This window comes from Streptomyces sp. NPDC003720 (assembly GCF_042875075.1).
Taxonomy (GTDB): Bacteria; Actinomycetota; Actinomycetes; order Streptomycetales; family Streptomycetaceae; genus Streptomyces.
The window spans coordinates 51,707-73,159 of the sequence record NZ_JBIANZ010000010.1 but is presented as its reverse complement, the minus strand read 5'-3'; the positions used below and the strand labels follow the sequence as shown (position 1 = coordinate 73,159).

Here is a 21,453-nt window from a genome sequence, read left to right as displayed (position 1 = left end):
ATGGCCCCGCGCACCAACGACGAGGAGACCGGCGGGCGTACGGCCCGCACGGCCGGATCCGGCACCCCGCCGGCCGGCGCCGGACCGGCACCGCGGCCCGACGCCGGCACGGCGCCGGACGAGCCGCGCGGCGCGGCCGGGGCCGAGGAGCGGGTGGCCGCCGTGCGGCGGGCCGGGGCCGCGGGACGGCGTTGGCGGGCCGTGCGGCTCGCGGGGCCGGCGGCGCTGCTGGCGGTCGCCCTGACCGGCGGGGCGATCGCCGTCGGGGCCGCGCGGGACGGCCGGACGGTACCGGCGGCGGCCTCCGGCGCGGTCGATCCCGGAGTGCTGGGCGGCGGGAACCTGGACGCGGCCGTCACCGCCCTCCAGGCCCATCTGCGGTCGCAGCCCCGGGACCACGGCGGCTGGGCCACGCTCGGTCTGGCCTATGTCGAGCAGGCACGGACCAAGGGCGACCCGGCCCGGTATCCGCAGGCGCAGAAGGCACTCGAGCGGTCCCTGGAGCTGGCCCCCGGCAACGACCAGGCGCTGGCCGGCCGGGCCGCGCTGGCCGCCGCCCGGCACGACTTCACGGGCGCACTCGGCTACGCGGACCGGGCGCTGCGGCGGAACCCGTACGGGGAGCGCGCCCTGTGCTCCCGGATCGACGCCCTGGTGGAGCTCGGCCGGTACGCGGAGGCGTCCCGGGCCGCCGACACCGCCGACGAACGCAGGCCCGGCGTACCGGTGTTCACCCGGTACGCCTATGTGCGCGAGCTGCGCGGCGACGTCCCGGCGGCCCGGCGGGTCCTCCGGCAGGCACTCGACGCGGCCGCCTCGCCCGGCGACGTCGCCTACGTGGCGGCGCAGCTCGGCCAGCTCGCCTGGAACCAGGGCCGGTACGCGTCGGCGCTCGATTACTACTCCCGGGCGCTGGCCGCCGACGACACCTATCTGCCGGCGCTGGAGGGCCGGGCCAGGGCCCAGGCGGCGAGCGGGCACCGGGACGAGGCGATCCGGGGACTGCGGTCCGTGGTCGCGCGCTATCCGCTGCCCGGACCGCTGGTCGCGCTCGGCGAGCTGTACGAGGCCCGTGGCGCGGCCGGCGACAGGGCGCGGGCGCGCGAGCAGTACGCGCTCGTGGACGCCTGGACGGCGCTGGCCCGGGCCAACGGCGTCGACGCCGACCTGGACACCGCGCTGGCGGCCGCCGACCACGGCGACAAGGCGGCCGCGCTGCGGGCGGCCCGCGCCGAGTGGGCCCGCCGGCACACCGTGCACACCGCGGACGCCCTCGCCTGGGCGCTGCACGTCAACGGCCGTGACGAGCAGGCCCTTCCGCTGGCCCGCCGGGCCACGGCCACCGGCTACCGCAACGCCGCGTTCCTCCACCACCGCGGCATGATCGAGCTGGCCGCGGGCCGTACCGCGGACGGGCGTGCCTCGCTGCGGGCGGCGCTGCGGCTGAACCCCGGCTTCTCGCCGCTGGGCGCGGCCGAGGCCCGCAAGGCGCTGGAGGCCGCGAAGTGACGCTCCGCCGCCCGGCCGCCCTGGCCGCGGCCGTCCTGACCGCCGCCTGCGGCCTCGCGCTGCTCCCCGCCGCCGCGGCGAGCGCGCACCCCCTCGGCAACTTCACGGTGAACCGGTACGACGGGCTCGTCGCCGCACCGGGGCAGCTCCGGGTGGACCACGTGGAGGACCTCGCGGAGATCCCGGCGACCCAGGCCGGGCCCGACGTCCGGCGGCTGGGTCTGAGCGCGTGGGCCGAGCGGCGGTGCGCCGGGGCCGCCGGGGACAGCGCCCTGACCGTCGCGGGCCGCGCCACCACGCTGACCCCCGTGAGCGCCCGGGCCCGGCTGCGGCCCGGCCAGGCGGGACTGCACACACTGCGGCTGGAGTGCCGGTTCACCGCGCCGCTGCCGGAGGGCGAGCCGGTCGCCCTCGGCTTCCACGGCGCCGCGAACGGCGGCGGGCCCGGCTGGCGGGAGATCACCGCGCGCGGCGACCGTATGACGCTCACCGCGACGGACGTGCCCGAGCGGTCCGTCTCGCACGAACTGACCACCTATCCCAAGGATCTGCTGTCGTCGCCGGCCGACACCGCCGAAGCCTCCCTGAGGGTGCGCCCCGGCGGTCCGGCCCTCTCCGAGGAGCGGCAGGACGCGCCCGGCGCCGCCGTGCTGCCCCGGGGCGCAGACCGCTGGACCCGGGCCCTGGACGATCTGGTGGCCCGGCACGACCTCACCCTCGGCTTCGCCGTGCTGGCGCTGATCGTCGCGCTCGGACTCGGCGCCCTGCACGCCCTCGCCCCGGGGCACGGCAAGACCCTGATGGCGGCGACGGCGGCCGCGCGCGGGGGCCGGTCCCGGCTGCGGGACGTGCTGCCGCTGGCCGCGTCGGTGACGGTGACGCACACCCTCGGCGTGGTCGCCCTGGGTCTGCTCGTCACCGCCGGATCGGCGGCCACGCCCTCGGTGATCGCCTGGCTGGGCATGGCCGGCGGCGCCCTGGTGCTCACGGCGGGCGCCGGCCTGGTCCGCCGGGCCTGGCGCGACCGGGCGCGCACACGTCCGCATCCGCGGGCTCAACAGGGTGCGCAGGAGCGCCCGTTGGTGCTGGTGGGCGCGGGCGAGGAAGCCGCCGGCGCGGGCCGCCCGCACCAGGAGCACCACCACGAGGGACACCACGACCACGGACACCACCACCACGACGGACACCACCGTCACCACCCCCACGAGGAGGAGCACCACCACTCCCCCCACGACGGCGTGGTGCACACCCACGGCGGCCACACCCACAGCCACCCCACCGCCCCCACCCTGCGCGGCACGATCCTGCTCGGGTTCGCCGGCGGTCTGGTGCCCAGCCCCTCCGCCGTGGTCGTCCTGGTGGGCGCGGCGGCGCTCGGCAAGGCGTGGTTCGGGCTGCTGCTGGTCGTGGCGTACGGCGCCGGTCTGGCGCTGACGCTGACGGCGGCCGGGTTCGCGGTGGTCCGGCTGGGCGCGGGCGTCGCCGGGATGCTGGACCGGCGCCCGCGCTGGACGACCCACCCGGTGGCCGGACTGGTCCGCCGCACCCTGCCGCTCGCGTCCGCGCTGGTCGTCGTGGCCCTGGGGGCCGGATTGCTGCTCAAGGGGGCGGCAACCGCGGTCGGCTGAGCTACTTTTGTGGAGAAATCACGTCAGATGCCGTGGGGGGCGCCCGTGTCCGTAGAGCCGGGCCGCGAACGCGTGATCGCCGGCCGTTACCGTCTGCTGTCCCCGCTCGGCGAGGGCGGCATGGGCACCGTGTGGCGTGCCCGTGACGAGGTGCTGCACCGCGAGGTGGCCGTCAAGGAGGTGCGCGCCCCGGCGGGGCTGCCCGCCTCCGACGTCGAGCGGATGTACGCGCGCCTGGAGCGGGAGGCGTGGGCGGCGGCCCGGGTCGCCGACCGCAACGTGGTCACGGTGTACGACGTGGCGCTGGAGGGCGGCCGCCCCTGGATCGTGATGGAGCTGGTCCGCGGACCGTCGCTGGCCGACCGGCTGGAGCGCGAGGGCCCGTTGCCGCCCGCGCGGGCCGCGCACGTCGGCGCCGAGGTGCTGGCCGCGCTGCGCGCCGCGCACGCGGCGGGGGTGCTGCACCGGGACGTGAAGCCGGCCAACGTGCTGCTGGCCGAGGACGGCCGGGTGGTGCTGACCGACTTCGGCATCGCCACCGTCGAGGGGACTTCCGCGCTGACGATGACCGGAGAGGTGATCGGCTCGCCCGAGTTCCTCGCGCCGGAGCGGGCGCTGGGGCGCACGCCGGGCCCGGAGTCGGACCTGTGGTCGCTGGGCGTGCTGCTGTACGCGGCCGTCGAGGGCAGCTCGCCGTTCCGGCAGGACACCCCGCTGAGCACCCTGCGGGCCGTCGTGGACGAGGAGTTGCCACCGCCGCGCCGGGCCGGGCCGCTGACCCCGGTCATCGAGGGGCTGCTGCGCAAGGACCCCGCCCAGCGGCTGCCCGCCGACCGGGCCGAGCGGGACCTGCGGGCCGTCGCGGCGGGCGGTACGGCTGCGGCCGGGGCGGCGGCGTCGCCGTACGCCACGACGCTCGCGGCCCGGCCGCACCGGCCCTCTCCCACCCCGCCGATGCCGCTGCCGGAGGGGCGTCCGGACCCGGGGACCACGACCGCCGGACCGGAGCGCGGCCGGCGTGCCGGGCCGCTGCTCGTCGCCGGTCTGCTCGCGCTCCTGCTGGCGGTCGGAGGGCTGACGTACGCCCTCCTCGACCACGGCAGCGGCGGCGGCCGCGCGGACGACGGCACGCCCACCGGCAGGACGGCCGGCACGCAGTCCGGCGCCTCCGGCACCGCCACGGAGACGGGCACGGGCACGGGCCCGGGGACCGGGGGGTCGCCATCCGCGCCGGGCGGCGGTGCGGCGGGCAGCCGGCCCGCGACCGCCCAGTCGGTGCACGTCACGCTGGCCGGCACGCACACGGAGTACGCCGGGAGCTGCCCGCCGCCGGACGCGGGGGCGCCCGCGTTCACGGCGACGTTCACCGTCGGGCGGCTGCCGGCGCGGGTGGAGTACCGGTGGGTCCTCGCGCACGGGTCCGTCTCCGACCCGGGGTGGCGGACGCTGGACTTCCCCGCGGACGGCGGGAGGAGCGGGCGGGTGCGGGTGACCGCCACCGCGTACGCCGACGGCGGGACGGTGGAGAACGAGATCAGCGTGCAGGTGCGCGCTCCGGTGCGGACCACGTCGAACGCGGTGCCGTTCTCGGTGACCTGCACGACTGAGACGGAGACCCCGTCGGACGGGGCCTCCGCCTCACCTTCGGGCTCGCCCTGAGAGTTCACTCCCACGGGTCGGCCCCGGCTGGGCCGCGGTTGACGGCCTCACCCGCCCGGCTCAGGCCGCGTTGGTGAGCACCGGCAGATAGCCGCCGGACTGGCCGGTCGCGGTCGGGTGGTACGACTCGCCGATGTCGAGCCAGTTGACGCTGTGCAGCCAGGAGCTGCTGGAGCAGATCTCGTGACCGGTGAACGTGGTGCGTACGTCGCCGAAGACGAAGTTGTGGTCGAGGGCGCGCTTCTGGACGGCGTTGTCGAGGTAGTCGGCCGCGTCGTTGATCGCGGACCGCTTGGTCTCGGAGAGGCCCAGGCAGGTCTGCCCGAGCTTGTAGAAGCGGGGGTAGCCGATGACGACGACCCGCGCGGACGGGGCTTTGGCGCTGATCGCGTCGTACACGGTGTCGAGCTTGCCGGGGAGCGTGGAGTCGACGTACGCCTTGGCGGTGTTGATCTTGGCCAGGCAGGTGCTGTCGGACGAGGTGACACAGGTCGTCATGACGTCGGCGAAACCGGCGTCGTTGCCGCCGATGGTGATGGAGACCAGGCCGGTCGAGGAGTTGAGCGAGCCGAGCTGGTTGGCCAGCACGTCGCCGGTCTTGGCGCCCGAGCAGGCGTTGAAGGCGAAGGAGGAAGGGCTGTGGGCGGCGTTCCACAGGTACGGGTACGCCTTGGTGCTGCGGTCGCAACTGCCGCTGGAGCTGATGTAACTGCCCGATCCGACCCCCGAGGAGTAGGAGTCGCCGAGCGCCACGTAGCCGCCGGTCACGGCCGTCGAGGAGGCCTGCGCCGTGGCGGCCCCGGTGAGGGAGAGGCCGGTGGCGAGGAGGAGCGAGGTCACGAATCCGGTAAGTCGGGAACGTCTCATGGAACCTCCCTTTAGCAGGATCTCTGCCTCAACTGTCGTAGCAACTACGCGTGTTGACTGGAAGTGTCCATGCCAAAAACTTTTCGGCGCTCAACGACTTCTCACGACATCTCGACGCAATCGCCCCGAGACGCTCACCGCACGGCGTCTTGCGCGCCGCGCCGCCCCTGCGCCCGACGGGGCGTCAGGCAGCGGTGGGAACACCCGGACAAGGGGTGGAAATGCCGTGCGCAGCGGGCATCGGTGCCGGATCATGGCGGCATGTCTGCGAACCCACACGACGCTCTGCCGATCCGGCTCCACGTCGACGACTCCGACTCGCCGTCCGACGTCGTCGACGCGCTGTTCCTCGGCCGCTTCGCGACGGGCGAGCAGCCGTACTCGCACGCGGTGAACATCGACCGCGTGCGCTCCGGCGCGACCCTGCTGCCGGACGGCGCCCGGGTGCTGCGGGCCGCCCGCGACGACGACCGCAGCGCCACCCTCGCCGAGGGCGACGGCTGGACCCTGCTGGTGTCCCGCTGGAACCGGGGCGCGGACGTCACGGTGACCGCGACCAGCGCCGAACTGGCGAAGACGGTCCTGGACCGGGCGACGGACGGCGCGGCCGACGAGCCGGAGCCCCAGCCGGAGAACGTGACCATGGGCTTCTGGTACGTCTCCCCGCGCCGCGGCCCGCACCGCACCACCCGGCAGATCTCGGCGGGCGCCTGGGACGAGATCCGGCCCAACTACACCGCGCCCGTCGCGGACGCGATGGACCGCCTGATGAAGACGACCCCGGAGGACATCGCCGGCCGTCTGCTCCTGCTGCACGGGCCGCCCGGCACCGGCAAGACCTCCGCGCTGCGCACGCTCGCCCGTTCCTGGCGCGACTGGTGCCAGGTGGACTGCGTGCTCGACCCGGAGCGCCTCTTCTCCGACGTCGGCTACCTGATGGACATCGCGATCGGCGAGGAGGACGCGGCGGGCAAGGGCCGCTGGCGGCTGCTCCTGCTCGAGGACTGCGACGAGCTGATCCGGGGCGAGGCCCGGCACACCGCGGGGCAGGCCCTGTCCCGGCTGCTCAACCTCACCGACGGCCTGCTCGGCCAGGGCCGCAACGTCCTGGTCGGCGTCACCACCAACGAGGACCTGGAGCGGCTGCATCCGGCCGTCGTGCGGCCCGGCCGCTGTCTGGCCCGGATCGAGGTGGGCCCGCTGACCCGCGCCGAGGCGGTCGGCTGGCTCGGCGCCGAGGAGGGCGTCGGCCGGGAGGGCGCGACCCTGGCCGAGCTGTACGCGCTGCGCCGGGGCACGGCGCCGACGTCGGTGCCGGGGGCGCGGGAGGGGGCGGACGCCGGGCTGTACCTGTGACCGGCGGCCCCTGCGCGGACCTGAGGGCGGCGGCTCCGGATGCTTTCATGGCCGTATGACCGTGTTCGTCGGCACCTCGGGATGGCAGTACAAGGACTGGCGGGACGTCGTCTACCCGGCGGGGGTCCCGACCCGGCTGTGGCTGGAGGAGTACACGCGCCGGTTCCGGACCGTGGAGATCAACAACGCCTTCTACCGGCTGCCCTCCTACGACAACTTCGCCGCCTGGCGGGTGCGGGTGCCGCCGGACTTCGTGGTCGCGGTCAAGGCCAGCCGCTATCTGACCCACATCAAGCGCCTGCGGGAGCCCGAGGAGCCGGTGCACCGGCTGATGACCCACGCGGCGGGCCTGGGCGACCGGCTGGGCCCGGTCCTCCTCCAGCTACCGCCGACCCTGCGCGCGGACCCCGCCCTGCTGGACGCCTGCCTGGCCTGCTTCCCGCCGGGCACCCGGGTCGCCGTCGAGCCTCGGCACGACTCCTGGTGGACGGCCGAGGTGCGCGAGGTGCTGTCGTCCCGGGGCGCCGCCCTGTGCTGGGCGGACGTGCTGGCCCGCCCGGTCACCCCGCTGTGGCGCACCGCCGGCTGGGGCTACGTCCGCTTCCACCAGGGGCGCGCCCAGCCGTGGCCGCGCTACGGCAGGCGGTCCCTGGAGACCTGGGTGGACCGGATCGCGACGACCTGGCCCGAGGGCGAGGACGTGTTCGCCTACTTCAACAACGACCCCGGGGGCGCGGCGGTCAGGGACGCGGTGACGTTCGCGGGGGCGGCGCGCCGGGCGGGCCTCGCCGTGACCCGGACACCGGAACCGGCCCGGGCGCGCTGACGCGGCCGTCGAGGGCCCGGCGGGCACGCCCGCCGACGCGGACGCGGTCTGCGAGTGGTCAGGTCACCGGTCCTCGTAGGCCGCCCGCAGGGCGTCCCGTACGGCGGCCAGGGCGTCCTCCTCCCCCAGGCCGAGCCGGTGCGCCCGCTCCGCGTAGGCCTGGGCGGCCGACGCGGCCTCGCGCACGGCGGCCGGGCCGGCGGCCGCGACGACCGTGCCGTTGCGGCCCCGCGTCTCGATCACCCCGTCGCTCTCCAGCGCCCGGTACGCCTTGGCCACCGTGTTCACCGCGAGCCCGAGCGACTCGGCCAGCCCCCGCACGGTCGGCAGCCGGTAGCCCACCGGCAGGGCCCCGGACCGTGCCTGCTCGGAGATCTGCGCCCGTACCTGCTCGTACGGCGGCGCGCTGTCGTCGATGTGGATCTTCAGGCTCACAGGCCGATTGTCCCGCACCCGGCGGAAAATGGGAGGCACCCCCGGCGCCCCGGCCCGTACGGTGCCTCCCCATGACAGTGATCGTGCGCGATCTGCGCCTCGACGTCCCGGACGAGACGGCGGAATACGCCCGGGTCCGCCAACTCACGCTGCCCTACATGCTGTTCACCCCGGAGTCGGTCCGCCACCTCATCACGAACAGCCATCCCGACGCCCACTTCCGCTCGCTGGTCGCCGTCGAGGACGGCGAGGTCATCGGCGTGGCCGGGGTGTCCCTGGCGCACGAGAGCCCGGAGCCGGGCCAGGGCTTCCTCAACGTCTACGTCCGGCCCGACCGGACCGGCCGGGGAGCCGGCCGGCTGCTCGTCCGCGCGGCCGAGGAGCACCTGGACGCCGTCGGGGCGACCAAGCTGTACACCTGGGTCCTCGACGAGCCCGCCAACCGCGCCTTCGCCGAGCGGCACGGCTTCACCTCCGGGCGCCCGGCCCACTTCCTCCGCCTCGACCTGGCGAACGGCGCCCTGCCGCCGCTCCTGGAGACCCCGCCGGGCGTCGAGCTGCGCTCGGCCGCGGACTTCGCGGACGACCCGCGCCCGCTGTTCGAGCTGGACGCGGCGACGGTGACCGACGAACCGGGCATGGTGCCCGTCGAGTTGACGGACTACGACGCCTGGCTCGAGCAGAACTGGCGGCACCCGCTGCTGGACCGCGAGCTGACCACCGCCGCGGTCGTCGACGGCCGGCCGGTCGCCTTCACCGCGGCGTACACCGACGGCGCCGGCCGCTACACCACCTCGATGACCGGCACCCTGCGCAGCCACCGCGGCCGCGGCCTGGCCAAGCTCGCCAAGATCCACTCTCTGCACCGGGCCCGGGCCGCCGGCGTCACCGAGGCCTTCACGGGCAACGACGCCGGGAACGACCCGATGATCGCGATCAACAGGTGGCTCGGGTACGAGATCTGCGCGACGGAGGTGCGCTATGTCCGCACCGCCGGCTGAGCCGGCCGGCCGGGTGGAGGTCGTCCTGGTCAAGGGCGGCCGTACGAAGATCCGCTACCCGGCGGAGCTGCTGCACGAGGACGGCGCCCGCGTCTCGGTGCGGGCGGCGTGGGCGGGCGACGGCGTGCGCGACTTCGGGTTCGTGCGCTTCGAACCGGGCGACGTCTTCACCGAGCACTACTGGCTGGACCGGTGGTACTCGGTGAAGGAGGTCCGGGCCGCGGACGGCACCCTGAAGGGCTGGTACTGCGACATCACCCGGCCGGCCACCCGGTCCGGCGCCGAACTCGTCGTCGAGGACCTGGACCTGGACCTGTGGCGCTCGGCCGACGGCCGGGACGTACGGCGGCTGGACGAGGACGAGTTCGCCGAGAGCGGGCTGGCGGAGCGGGACCCGGCGGCGGCGGCCGCCGCCGCGGCCGCGCTGGACGAGCTGGAGGCGCTGGCCCGCGAGGGCGGCTTCGACGGCCTGCTGCCCTGAGCCCGCAGGCCCCGCGGGCCCGCCCGCCGCTACACGGTCGCCAGCACCGCGTACCGCTCGTCGTCCACGGCCCCGCCCCACAGCGCCGGGTCGCCGGACAGCCGCTCCACCCGGGCGTCGAGGGTGACCGGCTCCAGCAGGGACACCAGCCGGGCGGCGGGTATGCCCACCGGGCTCAGGGTCCCCCAGACGCCCTCGACCAGCACGAACCGGCCCCCGGGCCGCAGCAGGGCGCGCCAGTGGCGCAGGACGCGCGCGGGGTCGGGCAGGGACCACAGCACGTGCCGGACCAGGACCACGTCGTACCGCTCCTCGCCCACCGGCGGTGACGTCGCGTCCCCGAGGAGGACCGCCGCGTCGCGCCCGGCGAGCTTGGCGCGTGCCAGCGCGACCATGGCCGGGGAGCCGTCCACCCCGGTCACGCGGTGTCCCTGCTCGGCGGCGAGGAGCGACAGGCTGCCGGTGCCGCAGCCGAGGTCGAGGACGTCGGCGGGCCGTGCCGGCAGCCAGTCGCGCAGCCGGGCCGCCCAGGCGGCCCGGACCTCCGGGGCGCGCAGGCCGTGGTCCGGCTCGTCGTCGAAGGACGCGGCCTGCGCGTCCCAGTCCACCTCGGCGTCGGCCGCGGCCCGCTGTCCGCTGTCGTTCGTCATGGCCCGTAGCGTGACATCCGCCACTGACAATCCGGCATCGATGAGCAATTCTCCCCAAAAGCGCCTATCTCCGTGGCAACACGGAACTCGGTGGGCCCTGTGAGGAGGCAGCCATGCGCCGTGTGACCGTGCAGAAGCCGCTGAAGAGGACGGACAGCCGCCGGCTCCGTGAAGAGGCGGAAGAGCGCCCGGCGGGGCGTCCCGAGGTGCGCAAGGACGTCGCACGCACCTGGTGGCCCGACGGGTAGACGGCCCGCGTCCGCCGGTGAGCGGGCCGCCGGGGTCTCAGAACCTGGGGTCGGCGAACTGGACCTGGACGAGCTCGGCGGCCTCCTCCTCGGTCTCGACGGAGGGCGGAGAGCCGGCGAGCGGTTCGTTGGCCGTCTCCTTCATGCACAGGACGGCGACGACGCCCACGACGGAGGCCGCCGTGGCGTAGTAGGCCGGCATGAGGTTGGTGCCGAAGGCGCCGATCAGCGCGGTGATCACCAGCGGGGTCGTGCCGCCGAACAGCGACGTCGACAGGTTGTAGGCGACCGCGAGGGAGCCGTAGCGGACGTGGGTGGGGAAGATCGCCGGGAGCGCCGCCGACATCGTGCCGAGCATCGCCACCAGGGAGAGGCCCATCAGAACCAGGCCCAGGGCGATGAGGACGACGCTGCCCTGCCGGATGAGCAGGAAGGACGGCACGGACAGGAAGAGGAACCCGAGCATGCCCGTCATCAGCAGCGGCTTGCGTCCGAAGCGGTCCGAGAGCCGTCCGACCTGGTTGATGACGCACATCTGCAGCACCATGACCACCAGCAGGATCAGCAGCCCGTGGTTGGTCCCGTAGCCGAGTTCGTCGGACAGGTACGTCGGCATGTACGACAGCAGCATGTAGTCGGTGATGTTGTACGCCGCGACGAGCGCGAGGCACAGCAGCAGCGGCCGCCAGTGGCGGGTGAAGATCCTGCCGAGGTCTCCGGCGGCGGAGGTCTCCACCGCGTCCGCGGCCTCGGTCGCCTTGACCTGGCCGCCCTCCAGTTTCTGGAACGCCGGCGTCTCGTCCAGCTTGAGCCGCAGGTACAGGCCGATGAGGCCGAGCGGGGCCGCGACCAGGAAGGGGACGCGCCAGCCCCAGTGCAGCATCTGGTCGTCGCTGAGGAAGCTGCTGAGGACGACAACGAGGCCGGAGGCCCCGACGTACCCGGCGAGCGTGCCGAACTCCAGGAAGCTGCCGAAGTAGCCGCGCCGCTTGTCGGGCGCGTACTCGGCGATGAAGGTCGACGCGCCCCCGTACTCGCCGCCGGTCGAGAACCCCTGCACCAGCCGGAACAGGATCAGCAGGGCCGGGGCCCACAGGCCGATGGCGTCGTGCGAGGGGATGAGGCCGATGGCGAACGTCCCCACCGCCATCATGATCATGGTCGCGGCGAGGATGCGCTTGCGGCCGAGCTTGTCGCCGAGCGGTCCGAAGACCATGCCGCCGATCGGACGCACGAGGAAGGCGACCGCGAAGGTGGCGAACGTGCTGAGCAGCTGGGCGGTGCCGCTGGCGGAGGGGAAGAAGACCTGGCCGATGGTGGAGGCGAGGTAGCTGTAGATGCCGAAGTCGTACCACTCCATCGCGTTGCCGAGCGCGGCCGCCTTGGTGGCGCGCTTGACCGCCGCCTCGTCGGTCACGGTGATGTCGCTGCGGCGCAGCTTCGGGTGGCGTCGTCGCTCGATCGCGCGGAACAGGGTCCGGTGACGCCTGACCGCTGCGTGGTCCACGGGCTCGTCGTCGGTCGCCGCCATGAACACGTTCCTTTCGCCGTCGTACCCCCTGCGCCTGCACCGATCTCCCGCGCTCAAACGGGCCGCTTCGCCGCGCATCCGTCCGGTCGCCCCGCGTCACCTGCCCGTACGGCTGCCTGAGCCCAGGCTCAGCGCTCCCTTAACGCCGCCATAAGGATCTCCCGGAAGCGCTCCCGGCGGCTGATCGAAGGGCTTCCCGGGGCTAGCTTCAAGACTCCCCACGGGATCCGACCCGCCCCAGAGGACCGTTCCGAGGAGTTCCCCCATGCCCGCACGCCGCAAGGCCGTCGCCGTCACCGTCGCCGCTCTCGGCACGACCGCGCTCGCCGCGGTGCCCGCGTCCGCGCACGGCTCGATGGGCGGCCCGGTCAGCCGGGTCGCCCAGTGCTACGCCGAGGGCCCGGAGAGCCCGCGGTCGGCGGCGTGCGGGGCGGCCGTGGCGGCGGGCGGCACCCAGGCGCTGTACGACTGGAACGGCGTCCGGATCGGCGACGCCGCCGGGCGCCACCGGGAGCTGATCGCCGACGGCGAGCTGTGCAGCGCCGGGAACGAGGAGTTCAAGGGACTGGACCTGGCCCGCTCCGACTGGCCGGCGACGAGCGTGCACAGCGGGGCGTACACCTTCAGGTACCGGGTGACCGCCCCGCACAAGGGCACCTTCACGGTGTACGCGACCAGGCCGGGCTACGACCCGTCCAAGCCGCTCGCCTGGTCGGAGCTGGACCTGGGGCACCCGGTCGCGACGGCCACCGACCCGGTCGCCTCGGGCGGTTTCTACACCTTCACCGGCGCCCTTCCCGAGCGCACCGGCAGACAGCTCCTGTACGCGGTCTGGCAGCGCTCGGACAGTCCGGAGGCCTTCTACTCCTGCTCCGACGTGGACTTCGGCAGCGGCGCCGGTACCACCGCCGGCGGCGATGCCGCCGGGGACAGCGCCGCCGGCGGCGGCTCCACCCCGGCGCCGAGCGCCTCCGCGCCCTCCGACGAGCAGATCGAGGCGGGTTCCGGCAGGTCGACGGTCGAGCACCGCGGGCACGGGGACGACGAGGCGGGCACGTCCGCGCGGCCGGTCGCGGCGGCGGCCGGGGCGGGCCGGCCGGAGGCCGCCGGCGGGGCGCGGAACCTGGCGGAGACGGGCGCCTCCACCGGCACCTCGTACGCCGCGATCGGCGGGGCGGCGGCGCTGGCGCTGGGTTCGGCGGCGCTGTTCCTCTCGGTGCGGCGGCGCGCGGCGGGCGGCCGGCCGGGCCGCTGAGCCGTGCGGGACTCCGGGGCCCGTCCGGCGGCTCAGGCCGGACGGGCCCCGGCGGTGCGTCAGTCGAAGACCGACGCGCAGGTGGTGGCGGTGGCGTGGGCCGGGTCGAGGGCGTTGGCCACCTCGTGGAAGGCGATCCGGTCGAACAGGGCGATCGCCACGTGCTCGGAGAGGTCGAGCGGGCACAGGTCCTGGAGCAGGACGTTGCGGACGTCCGGGCCGCTCAGGTACTGGTTGCGCCAGGGGGTCGCCACCTCGTCGTACTTGGTGGCGATGACGGTGTACCGCACTCCGGGGACGGTGTCGCCGCCCGCGTTGAGCTTGGTGAGGAAGGCGGAGCCGGCGATCTGGTCGGCGAGGCCGGGAGTGTTGGACTTGATCAGGTCCGCGGCGCCCGGGAAGTAGGGCAGCAGGTTGGTCAGTCCGCTCAGGTCGGTGCCGTGGTTGTCGGGGGCGAGGCCGACGAGGGCGTTCACCTTGGCGGCGCCGCCGAGGAACTTGAGGTAGTAGCGGGGCATCATGCCGCCCTGGGAGTGGCCGACGAGGTCGGCCTTGGCGGCGCCGGTGGCGCCGAGCACCTCGTCGACGTAGGCGGCGAGCTGCTCGGCCGACTCGTCGATGGGGCCGAGGCCGTGGAAGAGGGGGACGCCGGGCAGCCGGCCGTAGTCGAGGGAGAAGACGCAGTACCCGCGGTGCTTCAGGTACGGGGCGAGGGAGAGCCAGTTGTCGACGGAGTTGCCGAGGGTGCCGTGGACCAGGACGACCGGGCGGGGATGGGCGGCGGAGGGCTTGCAGGAGTAGTCGTTCCAGCCCGAGCTGGGGGCGGTGGCGGCGTGCGCGGTGGCGGCGGGGACGATGGCGACGGCGGCGGTGAGGAGCAGCGCGGCGAGGGGTCTGAGCACTCGCTTCCAGGGCAGCATCGTGTGATCTCCTTGCGGCTCAAGGGAGGTGCGGCGGACGACCTGTCCCTGTGATCCGGATCACGAGGATGCTGTTCACTCGTCAAGTTACGGGCGAGTAGTGGACGTGTGAAGTTACGCGTCAGTAAAAACTTCCAGTGATAACCGCGCGCTCGCCGGGGTGTTGACGGACCGTCACCAGGCGGGCCGTACGGGGCCGCGGGGCGCGATCCGCAGCAGGCGCTCACGCAGCGCGGCGGCCTCGCCCTCGCCCAGCAGCTCCGCCCACGCCCCCACCACCTCGGCGGCCGCCGCCTCCGCGGCCCGCGTGCACTCCCGGCCGCGCCCGGTGAGCACGACGAGCCGGGCCCGCGCGTCCGCGGGATGCGGGCGCCGCTCGGCGTACCCCTTGCGCACGATCTCCTCCACGAGCTGGCTCGCGGCCTGCTTGGTCACCCCGAGGTGCGCGGCGAGTTCGGTGACGGTGGCGCCGTCCGGCGCGAGCCGCGCGAAGGCGAAGCCGTGGGCGGGCCGGACGTCCGTGAAGCCGCGGGCCCCGACCCCGTCGTGGATGCGCTGGACGAGGTCGCCCGCGGCGGCGAGCAGGGCTGCGGACAGGGCCATGGCTTCGGAGTTCTGCACGCAGGCATTGAAACACCCTTGACGAAAAGGTCAAGCAGCTTGACCATATAGTCAAGCCACTTGACCACTTGGACGGAGACCACCATGCCCGTAGTCCGCGCGGCCGAGGCCGTGACCCATGAGATCCACGGCGCCCGCTTCGTCTCGTACGCCACCCCGCTCACCGGGAGCAGGGAGCTGTGCGCGTGGCGGGGCGAGATCCCCGCCGGGACCAGGGCGCCGGCCCACACCGTCGACCGGGAGGAGATCTTCCACCTGCTCGTCGGCGAACTGCTGATCACCCTCGACGGCGACACCGAGCGCGTCCGCGCCGGCGACACGGTGATCGTCGGCGCCGGTGCGACCCTGGCCGTGGAGAACCCCACCGACCACACCGCGCTCTCGTGGGTCACCACCTCGGTGGGCCTCACGGCCCGGCTGGCCGACGGCACGGTCATCACTCCGCCGTGGGCCAACTGAGCCTCCGCGCCGGGGACTCAGGCGGCCAGCGTCCCCGGCATCACCGCCCGAGGGCCGAACTTCGCCCGGGCGCGGTCCGCGACCTCCTCGATGCGGCGGACCTTCTCGTCCACCGGGTCGAAGGTGAGCTGGTGGGCGGCCTGGTCGGCGGGGGTCAGACCCTCGGCGCGCAGGACGAGAGCCCGGACCCGGGCGCGCTGCAGGCCGAGCGCCTCGTACATGCCGTAGGCCGCCCTCGTCAGGGCCGCCGAGTGCGCGGTCGGTTCCGCCAGGGTGCGGCTGCGGGTGGTCGAGGTGCGGTCGGCGTAGCGCACGGTGAGGGTCAGGGTGCGGCAGACCTTCTCCACCGCGCGCAGCCGGGCCCCGATCTCCTCGGCGGCCGACAGCAGCGCCCCGCGGTGCCGGCCGGGGTCCAGCTCGTCAAGGTCGAAGGGGCGTTCGGCGGCGAGGGAGCGGGAGACCGCGTTCGGCACGACCCGGCCGCGGTCGACGCCGTTCGCCCGCTCGCGCAGCTCGCGGCCCGCCTTCGCGCCGATCAGCCGCTGGAGCGTGGACAGGGGCGCGCCGGCCACCCGGCCGAGCGTGTCCAGGCCGTACTCGCACAGGGTGCGGGCGGTCGCCGGGCCCACGCCGGGCAGCGCGGCCACGGGCCGGCCGGCGAGGAACTCCGCGATGGCGTCCGGCTCGTCGGGGACGGCGCGGGTCACCCCGGGGCGGGCGTCGCGCAGCGCCATACGGGCCAGCATCGGGCCCGGTCCGGCGCCGATCACGCAGTCGACGCCGTGCAGCGCGAGGGCGCGGACCCGGATCACCGAGGCCAGTTCCACCGCGCCGCGCCCGAAGTACCGTTCGGCGCCCCGGAGATCGGCCAGCGCCCCGTCCGGCGGCAGCGCCTCCACGACCGGGGTGAACTCCTCCAGCAGCCCGATCAGGCCGGGCAGGGCCGCCTCGTGCATCGGCGGCAGATGGAAACGTACGCAGAGGATGGTCATCCCGCACTCCCCGGACTCTGGTGCCACAACTTCCTTCCCACCGCGGGCCCTTCGCCCGCGGGGCGCAGATCGGCCCAGGGGTGCATCTCGTACCCCGTGGGCATGCGGATCGTCCGGCCCTCCATCGGGTCGCGGGCCGCCGAACCGGCCGGCCGGGGCAGCCCGTCCGAACCGGCGACGTGGGCCCGGGACGGACCGTCGCCGTCCCGCGGCGCGGGACCGTCCGGGGCGGGGCCGGGCGGGGCGGGGCCGGGCGGACCGGCGAGCCGGGCCGCGACCCCGTCGAGGCCCTCCGCGCGGCGCACCTCCAGCAGTTCGGCGAGGTTCCAGGCGGCCGAGCCCACCACGCTGAGGCTGCGCGGGCCGCGCCGCTGCACCACACCGCGCACCAGCAGCAGCCAGGAGTGGAAGACGGTGTGCGCGCAGGCGTCGTGGGAGTCGTCGAAGAAGGCGAGGTCGACCAGGCCCGTGCCGTCGTCCAGCGTGGAGAAGATGACCCGCTTGCCGGACCGGATGGGCGGCGTCTGGGTGGCCGCCTTGGCGCCCGCGACCAGCACCGTCTCCCCGTGCCTCGCATCGCGCAGCCGGCGCGCGGACACCACGCCCAGTTCCTCGAGGAACTCCCGGTGGTCGTCCATCAGATTGCGCGAGGCGTCCATGGACAGCACGCCCAGCTCGGCGCTGAGCCGCTCCTCCGGGGTCAGGTCGGGCAGGCCGGCCGAGGCGGTCTTGCGGCCCCCGGCGAGGGGGAGCTGGCCCCCGCCGCCGCCCCGGGCGCCCCGGTGCAGCTCGGTCAGGTGCAGTTGCAGGTCACGGCGGTTGGCGCCGAACGCGTCCAGCGCGCCCACCTGGGCCAGCCGCTGGGCGAGCGGGCGGCTCGGGCGGGCCCGCTCCCAGAAGTCCAGCAGGGAGGCGTACGGCTGCCCGGCCGCGATCCGCTCCGCCTCGGCCTCGCTGATGCCGTGCACGTCGCTGAGCGCGAGCCGCAGTCCCCACACCCCTGATTCAGACACCAGTTCGATCCTGTGTGCGACCCCGGACACGTTCACGTCCAGCGGCAGGACCGGCACCCCGCGCCGCCGGGCGTCCGCCAGCAGCAGCCGCTTGGGGTACATCCCGGGGTCGTGCGTGAGCAGCCCGGCGTAGAAGGCGGCCGGGTGGTGCGCCTTCAGCCACGCCGACTGGTAGGTCGGCACGGCGAAGGCGACGGCGTGGGCCTTGCAGAAGCCGTAGGAGCCGAAGGCCTCGACGATCTCCCAGGTCCGCCGGATCGTCTCCGCGTCGTATCCGTTCGCCGCCGCGGCCTGCGCGAACCACACCTTGATCCGCCCCTGCGACTCCGGGTCGGACAGCCCGCGCCGCACCCGGTCCGCCTCGCCGCGCCCGCAGCCGGTCAGGACGGAGACGATGTCGATGACCTGCTCGTGGAAGACGACGACCCCGTACGTGTCCTTCAGCGCCGCCTCCAGGTCCGGGTGCGGGTAGCGCACGGGCGCCCGCCCGTGCCGCGCCTCGATGAACGGCCGCACCATGTCGGCGGCGACCGGCCCCGGCCGGAAGAGGGATATGTCGACCACCAGGTCGTGGAAGGTGCTCGGCTGCAGGCGGCCCACCAGGTCCCGCTGGCCCGGCGACTCGATCTGGAAGCAGCCCAGCGTCTCGGTTGACCGGATGAGCCCGTACGTCGCCGGGTCGCCCGGCGCCACCGCGTCCAGGTCGATCCGCTCCCCCGCGGCCCGCTCCACCTCCGCGACCGCGTGCGCCATCGCCGACTGCATCCGCACGCCCAGCACGTCCAGCTTGAGCAGCCCGAGGTCCTCCACGTCCTCCTTGTCGAACTGCGACATCGGCAGCCCCTCGCCGCTGGTCGGCACCACCGGCGTACGGGCGAGCAGGGAGGCGTCGGACAGGAGCACCCCGCACGGGTGCATGGCGACCCCGCGCGGCAGCGCGTCGAGGCCCTCGACCAGCTCCCAGAGCCTGCCGTACTTCTCCTTCTCCCCCGCCAGCTCCTTCAGCTCGGGCAGTTCCTCCAGTGCCGCGCGGGCGTCCCGGGCCCGGATGTGCGGGAAGGACTTGGCCACCCGGTCGATCTCGGCCGGGTCCATGGACAGCGCGGCGCCCACGTCCCGGATGGCGTGCCGCACCCGGTAGGTCTCGGGCATGGAGACGGTCGCGACCCGCTCGGTGCCGAACCGGCCGATGATCGCCCGGTAGACCTCCAGCCGGCGCGCGGACTCCACGTCGATGTCGATGTCCGGCAGGACCACCCGTTCCTTGGACAGGAAGCGCTCCATCAGCAACCCGTGCTCGACCGGGTCGGCGTGCGCGATGCCGATGAGGTGGTTGACGAGGGAGCCGGCGCCGGAACCCCGGGCGGCCACCCGGATCCCCATCTCCCTTACGTCGTCGACCACTTGGGCGACGGTGAGGAAGTAGGAGGCGAATCCGTGGTGGGCGATGATGTCCAGCTCGCGGTGCATCCGCTCCCAGTACTCGCGCCGGCCGCCGTGACCGAGCCGCACCATCCCGGCCGCCGCCCGCGAGGCGAGCGCCCGCTGGGCGGTGCGGCGGCCCGCGCCCACGAGGTGCGCCTCGGGGAAGTGGACGGTGCCGATGCCGAGGTCGTCCTCGGGGTCGACCAGGCACTCGGCGGCCGTGGCCCCGGTCTGCTCCAGCAGCCGGCGGGCGGTGTCGCGCCGGTAGCCGGCCGCCTCCACCACCCGCTCGGCGACCGCCAGCATGGCCTGCGCGTCCTTCAGCCAGGCCTCGCCCGAGTCCAGCTCCTTGCGGGGGTCGATCGGCACCAGCCGGCGGGCGGCGTCCAGCACGTCGGCGACCGGCCCCTGGCCGGGGTCGGCGTAGCGGACGGCGTTGCTGAGTACCGGCCGGACCCGCTGCTCGGCGGCGAAGCCGACGGTACGGGCGGCCAGCCGCAGGGAGCCGGGGCCGGTGCCCGCGCGGCCGTGCCAGACGGCCTCCAGCCGCAGCGCGTCACCGTAGACCTCGCGCCAGGGGGCGAGCAGCCTCGCGGCCCGGTCGGGGCGCCCGGCGGCGAGCGCGCGGCCCACGTCCGACTCCGGCCCGAGCAGCACGGTCAGGCCGTCGCCGTGGTTGCCGGACCAGGGGAGCAGCGGCGTCCCCTCGCCCTCGTGCGCCGCCGTGACGATCCCGCACAGGTCGGCCCAGCCGCGGGCGCCGTCCCGGGCGAGGAAGGTCACCCGGGGGGTCGACTCGTCGATGAAGGCGCCGCCCCGCACCGGGGTGCGGCGCCTCTCGCGCCGGGCGGCCTCCGGTCCGGCCACCGCCAGGTTCACGCCGAACAGCGGGCGGACCCCCTCCCGGGCGCACGCCTTGGCGAAGCGGACCGTCCCGGCGAGGGTGTCGCGGTCGGTGAGGGCCAGGGCGTCCATGCCCCGCTCCCCGGCGCGCCCGGCCAGCCGCTCCGGGTGGGATGCGCCGTACCTCAGGGAGAACCCGGAGACGGTGCGCAGATGCGCGAAACCCGGCACACGCACCTCCCGCACTCGTGAGTCCCGAACGGCTCTCGAACATCAGTTCCCTACTCCGTCATCCACCATACCCCCATTCTCGAACAAGTGTGCGACATCGCGGGGACCCCCTCCCACCTGCGCAAACGCCGCCCCGGTCGAACATCCGGGCCCTGGCAGCACGAAGTCCCGCCCTCGCGCGCGGGGGCGGGACTTCGGCAGGCGGGCGTGGTGCGGGTCAGCCGATCTGCGAGCCCGTGGCGGACAGCGCCTCGGTGACCGGCTGGAAGAAGGTCTCCCCGCCGGAGGTGCAGTCGCCGCTGCCGCCGGAGGTCAGGCCGACGGCCTTGTCGCCGGAGAACAGCGAGCCGCCGCTGTCCCCGGGCTCGGCGCACACGTCGGTCTGGATCAGACCGCTGACCGTGCCCTCGGAGTAGTTGACGGTGGCGTTCAGACCGGTGACCGTGCCGTCGTGGACCTGGGTGGTCGAACCGCTGCGGGTGACCTTCATGCCGACGGTGGCCTCGGCCGCGCCGGTGATCGGCTGGGCGGAGCCGTTGTACAGGTCGACCTCGCTCGGGTGGTCGACCTGGGCCGTGTACTTGACCAGACCGAAGTCGTTGCCGGGGAAGCTGGACTGCTCGTTCTGGCCGATGACGCCGCCCGAGGAGTCGGACCAGCTCGAGATGGCCTCGGTGCAGTGGCCCGCGGTCAGGAAGTACGGCTGCCCGCCCTTGACCACGTTGAAGCCGAGCGAGCAGCGCCCGCCGGAGCCGCTGATCGCGTCGCCGCCGGCGACGAAGGGCTCGTACCGCCCCTTGGACCGCTTCAGCTCGGCCTTGCCGCCGAGCCCGTCGACGACCTTGCCCAGCCTGCTCCACTCGGCGCCGGAGACCGTCGCGTCGGCGGTGACGACGACCTTGTTGGTCACCGGGTCGGTCGCCCAGGAGGTGCCCGGGATGGTCGCGTCCCGCTTCAGCGTCGAACGCGCGCCGTCGAGTTCGGCGAGCGAGTTGGCGACGACTCTGGCCTTGGCGCCGGCCGCCTCGACGGTCCTGGCGGCCGCGGCGTCCAGCACGTTGACGACGAGGCTCTTGGCCCGGGCGTCGTAGTAGCTGCCGGCCGCGCCGGACCCGAGGTCCCGCACGAGCGCCGAAGAGAGCTTTCCGGCCGCCGGTGCGGACAGGGTCCGCGCCTGCGGGGCGGACTCGGCGGGCTCGCTGGCGTTCGCACTCTGGAAGGTGAACCCCGCTGCGACCAGTGCGGCGACTCCCGCGCCGGCCACGGCGATCCGCCGCCCGGGTATGCGTCGGTGCTTCAACTCACGTCCTCCTGTGGGGGATCGGCTCCGCGGGTTGTGGGGACCGCACGGGCCGGAAGGCTGGTTGACGGGCGCCCACTCTTCCGAACCGCACAGGGAGCACACAAGGTCGACTTCAGGACGCGCGTGCGGAGGACGCGTACGCCCCCGTCCCGCCCGGGAGTTCACGGCCACCCCCGGGAATTCGCACTGCAAACACCCGG

Annotated in this window: 19 protein-coding genes; 10 read left to right on the top strand and 9 right to left on the bottom strand. The window is 74.7% G+C overall.

Going from position 1 to position 21,453, the window contains the following annotated elements; translation table 11 throughout:
* Genes ACFYU0_RS26570 through ACFYU0_RS26560 form a run of 3 tightly spaced genes read left to right on the top strand, consistent with a single transcriptional unit; the run spans nt 1 to nt 4,796 of the window.
* Nucleotides 1–1,509 (top strand): tetratricopeptide repeat protein, encoded by a 1,509-nt coding sequence (locus ACFYU0_RS26570; protein WP_389304620.1) that lies wholly within the window; start codon nt 1–3, stop codon nt 1,507–1,509.
* Nucleotides 1,506–3,137: a nickel transporter gene (locus ACFYU0_RS26565; protein WP_389304619.1), complete on the top strand. Its 1,632-nt coding sequence runs from the start codon at nt 1,506–1,508 to the stop codon at nt 3,135–3,137. The genes ACFYU0_RS26570 and ACFYU0_RS26565 overlap by 4 nt, the downstream gene beginning before the upstream one ends.
* 27 nt (nt 3,138–3,164) lie before the next feature.
* Nucleotides 3,165–4,796: a serine/threonine-protein kinase gene (locus ACFYU0_RS26560; RefSeq protein ID WP_389304617.1), complete on the top strand. Its 1,632-nt coding sequence runs from the start codon at nt 3,165–3,167 to the stop codon at nt 4,794–4,796.
* A gap of 60 nt (nt 4,797–4,856) precedes the next feature.
* Here the strand turns inward: ACFYU0_RS26560 and ACFYU0_RS26555 are convergent, their stop codons facing one another.
* Nucleotides 4,857–5,663, bottom strand: coding sequence for an SGNH/GDSL hydrolase family protein (locus tag ACFYU0_RS26555; protein ID WP_351671049.1), 807 nt, complete (start codon nt 5,661–5,663; stop codon nt 4,857–4,859).
* Between the two features lie 261 nt (nt 5,664–5,924).
* Between ACFYU0_RS26555 and ACFYU0_RS26550 the strand changes: the two genes are divergently transcribed.
* Both ACFYU0_RS26550 and ACFYU0_RS26545 read left to right on the top strand, forming a co-directional pair.
* On the top strand, nt 5,925–7,019 hold the full coding sequence (locus tag ACFYU0_RS26550; RefSeq protein ID WP_389304615.1) for a DUF5925 domain-containing protein: 1,095 nt from the start codon (nt 5,925–5,927) through the stop codon (nt 7,017–7,019).
* Nucleotides 7,020–7,074: 55 nt separating this feature from the next.
* Entirely contained in the window at nt 7,075–7,845 is a 771-nt protein-coding gene (locus ACFYU0_RS26545; protein ID WP_351671045.1) for a DUF72 domain-containing protein, read from the top strand.
* 63 nt (nt 7,846–7,908) lie between these two features.
* Here the strand turns inward: ACFYU0_RS26545 and ACFYU0_RS26540 are convergent, their stop codons facing one another.
* Nucleotides 7,909–8,280 (bottom strand): GntR family transcriptional regulator, encoded by a 372-nt coding sequence (locus tag ACFYU0_RS26540; protein WP_351671042.1) that lies wholly within the window; start codon nt 8,278–8,280, stop codon nt 7,909–7,911.
* 71 nt (nt 8,281–8,351) lie between these two features.
* Here ACFYU0_RS26540 and ACFYU0_RS26535 point away from each other — a divergent pair, with 71 nt between their 5' ends.
* Together ACFYU0_RS26535 and ACFYU0_RS26530 are read left to right on the top strand one after the other, a co-directional pair.
* A complete protein-coding gene (locus tag ACFYU0_RS26535; protein WP_351671039.1) occupies nt 8,352–9,281 on the top strand; it encodes a GNAT family N-acetyltransferase in 930 nt (309 codons plus the stop codon).
* Nucleotides 9,262–9,762: a DUF402 domain-containing protein gene (locus ACFYU0_RS26530; RefSeq protein ID WP_351671036.1), complete on the top strand. Its 501-nt coding sequence runs from the start codon at nt 9,262–9,264 to the stop codon at nt 9,760–9,762. Before ACFYU0_RS26535 ends, ACFYU0_RS26530 begins: the two co-directional genes overlap by 20 nt.
* Before the next feature lie 29 nt (nt 9,763–9,791).
* On the opposite strand, the gene ACFYU0_RS26525 is transcribed toward ACFYU0_RS26530, so the two are convergent.
* Entirely contained in the window at nt 9,792–10,412 is a 621-nt protein-coding gene (locus ACFYU0_RS26525; RefSeq protein ID WP_389304612.1) for a class I SAM-dependent methyltransferase, read from the bottom strand.
* Between the two features lie 113 nt (nt 10,413–10,525).
* On the opposite strand from ACFYU0_RS26525, the gene ACFYU0_RS26520 reads away from it, so the two are divergent.
* Nucleotides 10,526–10,660: a hypothetical protein gene (locus tag ACFYU0_RS26520; RefSeq protein WP_351671032.1), complete on the top strand. Its 135-nt coding sequence runs from the start codon at nt 10,526–10,528 to the stop codon at nt 10,658–10,660.
* A gap of 37 nt (nt 10,661–10,697) precedes the next feature.
* On the opposite strand, the gene proP is transcribed toward ACFYU0_RS26520, so the two are convergent.
* On the bottom strand, nt 10,698–12,191 hold the full coding sequence (gene proP / locus ACFYU0_RS26515; protein ID WP_389304611.1) for a glycine betaine/L-proline transporter ProP: 1,494 nt from the start codon (nt 12,189–12,191) through the stop codon (nt 10,698–10,700).
* A 265-nt stretch (nt 12,192–12,456) separates the two neighbouring features.
* On the opposite strand from proP, the gene ACFYU0_RS26510 reads away from it, so the two are divergent.
* The gene (locus ACFYU0_RS26510) at nt 12,457–13,446 is read left to right on the top strand and encodes a lytic polysaccharide monooxygenase (protein ID WP_389304609.1); all 990 of its coding nucleotides are present in this window, start codon (nt 12,457–12,459) and stop codon (nt 13,444–13,446) included.
* A 59-nt stretch (nt 13,447–13,505) separates the two neighbouring features.
* Here ACFYU0_RS26510 and ACFYU0_RS26505 read toward each other — a convergent pair whose 3' ends face one another.
* Nucleotides 13,506–14,366: a lipase family alpha/beta hydrolase gene (locus ACFYU0_RS26505; protein ID WP_389304607.1), complete on the bottom strand. Its 861-nt coding sequence runs from the start codon at nt 14,364–14,366 to the stop codon at nt 13,506–13,508.
* A gap of 174 nt (nt 14,367–14,540) precedes the next feature.
* On the bottom strand, nt 14,541–14,987 hold the full coding sequence (locus tag ACFYU0_RS26500; RefSeq protein WP_351671022.1) for a MarR family winged helix-turn-helix transcriptional regulator: 447 nt from the start codon (nt 14,985–14,987) through the stop codon (nt 14,541–14,543).
* Between the two features lie 84 nt (nt 14,988–15,071).
* Here ACFYU0_RS26500 and ACFYU0_RS26495 point away from each other — a divergent pair, with 84 nt between their 5' ends.
* Nucleotides 15,072–15,446, top strand: coding sequence for a cupin domain-containing protein (locus ACFYU0_RS26495; RefSeq protein WP_351671174.1), 375 nt, complete (start codon nt 15,072–15,074; stop codon nt 15,444–15,446).
* 17 nt (nt 15,447–15,463) lie between these two features.
* On the opposite strand, the gene ACFYU0_RS26490 is transcribed toward ACFYU0_RS26495, so the two are convergent.
* From ACFYU0_RS26490 to ACFYU0_RS26480, 3 genes are all read right to left on the bottom strand, one after another.
* The gene (locus tag ACFYU0_RS26490) at nt 15,464–16,438 is read right to left on the bottom strand and encodes a hypothetical protein (protein ID WP_351671019.1); all 975 of its coding nucleotides are present in this window, start codon (nt 16,436–16,438) and stop codon (nt 15,464–15,466) included.
* A complete protein-coding gene (locus ACFYU0_RS26485; RefSeq protein ID WP_389304605.1) occupies nt 16,435–19,950 on the bottom strand; it encodes a DNA polymerase III subunit alpha in 3,516 nt (1,171 codons plus the stop codon). The genes ACFYU0_RS26490 and ACFYU0_RS26485 overlap by 4 nt, the downstream gene beginning before the upstream one ends.
* A 217-nt stretch (nt 19,951–20,167) precedes the next feature.
* Nucleotides 20,168–21,250 carry a S1 family peptidase gene (locus ACFYU0_RS26480; RefSeq protein ID WP_389304603.1) on the bottom strand — a complete coding sequence of 361 codons (1,083 nt, stop codon included), beginning with the start codon at nt 21,248–21,250 and terminating at the stop codon, nt 20,168–20,170.
* Nucleotides 21,251–21,453: the final 203 nt, after the last annotated feature.